This is a genomic window from Sporomusa sp., assembly GCF_057736855.1.
Window position 1 is genome coordinate 1 of sequence record NZ_JBYKYF010000178.1, and the last position, 4124, is coordinate 4124.

Consider the following 4124-nt stretch of genomic DNA (forward strand, 5'->3'; position numbering starts at 1 on the left):
CCCGCGGCGGACTGGCGACAACGCTCAATGAGATTGCCCTCGATGCAGGTGTTGGGATCATCTTGGAGGAAAGTACCTTGCCAGTGCGCCCGGAAGTACAGGCAGTCTGCGAAATTCTAGGATTTGATCCATTATACCTTGCCAATGAAGGAAAAGTTGTTGTTTTTGTCGAAAGAAAATATAGTGAAAAACTTCTGACAATCATGCGTGCTAATCCATTAGGCACTGCTGCTCGCGTGATTGGTATCGTGACAGAACAACCGGCCGGACAGGTGGCACTAAAAACTACCATAGGCGGTTTGCGTCTGCTGGATATGCCGGTTGGCGAACAATTGCCACGAATCTGCTGACATAGATTAGTAAGAATTCTCATAGTATTGTGATAGAAGGACAGGCATACATTTAAGGGGGGAACGTTGTGCATTTGGACTACGGACTTAAGCTGGAAACAACACAAAAATTAATAATGACTCCCCAATTACGCCAGGCAATTGCTATTCTCCAACTGCCTGCTACAGAATTGGCGGCACTGGTAGAAAAAGAATTAATGGAAAACCCAGTACTTGAACCTATTGGAGATGAGCACGGGGAGGAACCTGCACCGGAAGCCGAAGTACCCGTCCAAGAGTATCAGGAGTATGATGATACTCAGCTAGAAGCTGATGGCTGGATGGAATATTTACTAAGTGGTACAGAAACAACGGCTACCATGCATCCGGGAGCATCAGAACCTACTTCGCGGCGGGAAATTGCAGATACTGATGCCGTTTTGCTGCAAGACTACCTGGAAATGCAATTGCATTTTTCGGTATCTGACACCACCAAGCTAATGATTGGAAAATATCTTATTGGTTGTATTGATGACAATGGGTATTTATGCGGAACAACTGCCGAAGCCGCACTCCATTTAGGCGTAGAAGAACCAGCGGTAATCGAAGTACTGCAATTAATTCAAACCTTTGATCCCTTGGGCGTAGGCGCTCGCAGCCTGCAGGAATGTTTACTCATTCAATTAGAGCATAAAGCGCTAGAACTAGAATTTGCTAGTGATATAATTGATCTGGCTGCTGCGGTGATCAAAGAGCATCTTGATCAGGTGGCTGCGGGCCGTTATAAACAAATTGCCGACAAGCATCGTTGCTCGCTGCAGGAAGTGCAGCAGGCTGTTGATATCATTCGCACCCTTGATCCTAAACCTGGACGGGCTTTCGGTGGAGGTCAGGCAGCATACATTATTCCTGATGTGACTGTCGAACGGGTGAATAATGGCTATAGCATCCATATTAATGACAATCATGTGCCTCAGCTAGCCATCAATCCCTATTATCGCGAAGTTGTCCGGGAAGCCGACAGTGATGCGCGTAAATATGTTGAAAGCCGGATTAATGCTGCTGTTTGGCTGATAAAAAGCATCGAACAGCGCCGGCGTACTTTATATAATGTTACGGAAGCCATTATTAATTTACAGAGTGAGTTTTTTGAATATGGCCCCAAATTTATCCGGCCGCTAACCATGAAAAAAGTGGCCGAACAAATTGGAGTTCATGAATCAACGGTAAGCCGGGCTACAGCCAATAAGTATATTGCCACTCCCCATGGTGTTTTTGGTATGCATAGCTTTTTTACTTCTGGCGTTCAGGGAATCGGTGGGGAAGACATATCAGCTAGCCGCGTGAAACAGGAGATAAAAGAACTTATTGCTGCTGAAGACCCTAGCCACCCATTAAGCGATCAGGCATTATGTGATGTTTTAAATCGGAAGGGGATTATGCTTTCACGACGGACGATCGCTAAGTATCGGGAGGAATTAGGGATTGCTGCGTCAAGCAAGCGTAAAAGACATTGAGTGTAAAGAACACCTGCTTTGAACAGTGGGTGTGCTTGAATCAAACAGTATGTCTAACTGTTAATCTTTATAAGGTTAACAGTTTTTGTCTGTACCCACCTCGTAACATGAGTCTGTTAATAATGTAAGAACGACTATAAGGCTTCTGCCATGATGATCTAGCTGGCATAGCATGGCCGCCAAAAAAGATTTGGCATAAGGCAAGTTCCAAGCACTTGCTGTCAGCTGTTGTTTGTGAATTTGACATATTAACATAATATTATCTGGAATAATTAGTATCACAGTGAAGGTATCTACTAAGAAATGGCGAATAAGGAAATAAGTAACTTTTAACAGGGCGGTGAATGTCTAATGGCAGAACGCAGTATTGTAAAATTACTATGCAACGGCTACGTAATACCTGCGCCACGCAATTACGAGGATTTCAAGTATGCGCTGGCGCATTCCTCCAGTCCTAGTATCAGTTTGCTGTTTGGCGATATCAATATATTACCTGAGCTTTTGGTGCAAGCCCGTGCCAATAATAAACGGATACTGGTGCATTTGGACTTACTCGGGGGGGTTGGTAAAGATAAAGCAGGTATTGTATTTTTAGCGCGAATGGGCGTGGCGGCTGTTATTACAACCAAACCGCAATTAGGAAAGCTGGCCCGCGAATCAGGAATGCTGGTAATTCATCGCTTATTCTTGATGGATTCGGAAGCCATCAAAACAGGAGTCAATTTACTGAAATCCTATAAACCGGATGCTTTGGAAGTACTACCGGCATCGATTCCGGCAAGTGTTGTGTCACAATTGGCTGATTTGACTGGGTTGCCAATTCTGGGCGGTGGCCTGATGCATACCAGCGAAGATATCAAACAGGCTATTAGTAACGGTCTCAGTGCGGTAAGTGCCAGCAAACGCGAGTTATGGGAGTAATTGGGGTAAGAGGATTCGGCTTATATAGTAAAATAAGTTTAAATATAAGTGAAAATAATAACTTTTAGAATTTTTCAAAAATAAGCAGGAATTAAAAAAGTTAAGTCGAATATACTTTACCAAACAATATAATATGGGACAGAGATGAAGAAAAGTCCGAATTTTCATTGAAACAGCAAGGCTGTTTTGATGTTAATTTTGTGACTTTTATTTTTTTGTCCGGATTGGGAGGAGATATTGGCGGTAGGTAAAAGTATTGGCAGATGGTTAGTAGGTCTAATGCGTTACAAGAGAAAAGGAGGGTATTATTTATGTCAAATTTGTTTGGTGAATTTTTTGGCACAATGGTTCTTTGTATTTTTGGTTGTGGCGTTGTTGCCAACTGCCTATTATCCAAATCCAAAGCTGAAGGTGCAGGCTGGCTAACCATTGTAACGGGCTGGGCCATGGCGGTTATGCTCGGTGTATTTAGCGCAATAGCTACCGGCGCACCGCAAGCTGACCTTAACCCGGCAGTTACTTTGGCGAAAACCTTCTTGGGCGTATATGAGCCTGGTCATGCATTAGTTACCATGTTGGCTGAAATCGCTGGTGGCATTGCTGGTGGCATTGTCGTCTGGCTGGCTTTCTTACCACATTGGGAAGTTACTGAAGACAAAGGGTTAAAACTGGCAGTATTCAGTACAGCTCCAGCTATCCGCAATACTTTTGCTAACCTCTTGTGCGAAATCATTGCCACTGCCATGTTGATTATCGGAATCTTTGTTATTTTTTCCAAACCTGTCGGCACATTCCCTCCCGGTTTTGGTCCTTATCTCGTTGGTATGCTGGTCTGGGCGCTGGGCCTCAGTCTTGGCGGTCCTACCGGCTACGCACTCAATCCGGCCCGTGATTTAGGCCCTCGTATTGCTCATGCTATTTTGCCAATTGCCGGTAAAGGCGGTTCTGACTGGGGGTATGCCTGGATTCCAGTGGTTGGTCCAATGGTGGGTGCATGCGTAGCCTTTATGGTGGCTAAAGCCGCAGGAATACTTTAATTTTTCTATATAAATCTCAAATATTCAAATATAAATTAAATAATAAGGAGTTGTTGTCATGAGCAAAAAGTATGTACTTGCGCTTGACCAAGGAACAACTAGTTCGCGGGCCATTGTCTTCGACGCAGAATCCAATATCATCGCCATTGCGCAAAAAGAGTTCACTCAAATTTTCCCTAAACCAGGTTGGGTAGAGCATGATGCCGATGAAATCTGGAGCTCGCAAATTGGTGTGGCTGCTGAGGCTGTAGCCAAGGCCGGCATTCATCCCAGCGATATTGCTGCCATCGGGATCACCAACCAGCGGGAAACCACGGTGG

Annotated in this window: 5 protein-coding genes; all 5 read left to right on the plus strand. The window is 44.6% G+C overall.

Annotation, left to right across the window (positions count from 1 at the left end; all coding sequences use genetic code 11):
* The coding region (locus tag AC29Z1_RS11705; RefSeq protein ID WP_488271643.1) for an AIR synthase-related protein at positions 1-350 on the plus strand (350 nt) is incomplete at its 5' end.
* A gap of 68 nt (positions 351-418) precedes the next feature.
* Positions 419-1846, plus strand: coding sequence for an RNA polymerase factor sigma-54 (gene rpoN, locus AC29Z1_RS11710; protein WP_488271644.1), 1428 nt, complete (start codon positions 419-421; stop codon positions 1844-1846).
* A gap of 351 nt (positions 1847-2197) precedes the next feature.
* Entirely contained in the window at positions 2198-2767 is a 570-nt protein-coding gene (locus AC29Z1_RS11715; RefSeq protein WP_488271645.1) for a glycerol-3-phosphate responsive antiterminator, read from the plus strand.
* Positions 2768-3030: 263 nt separating this feature from the next.
* The gene (locus tag AC29Z1_RS11720; protein WP_488271646.1) at positions 3031-3804 is read left to right on the plus strand and encodes an MIP/aquaporin family protein; all 774 of its coding nucleotides are present in this window, start codon (positions 3031-3033) and stop codon (positions 3802-3804) included.
* A gap of 58 nt (positions 3805-3862) precedes the next feature.
* Positions 3863-4124 (plus strand): FGGY family carbohydrate kinase (locus AC29Z1_RS11725; RefSeq protein ID WP_488271647.1); only part of this gene is annotated, 262 nt, incomplete at its 3' end.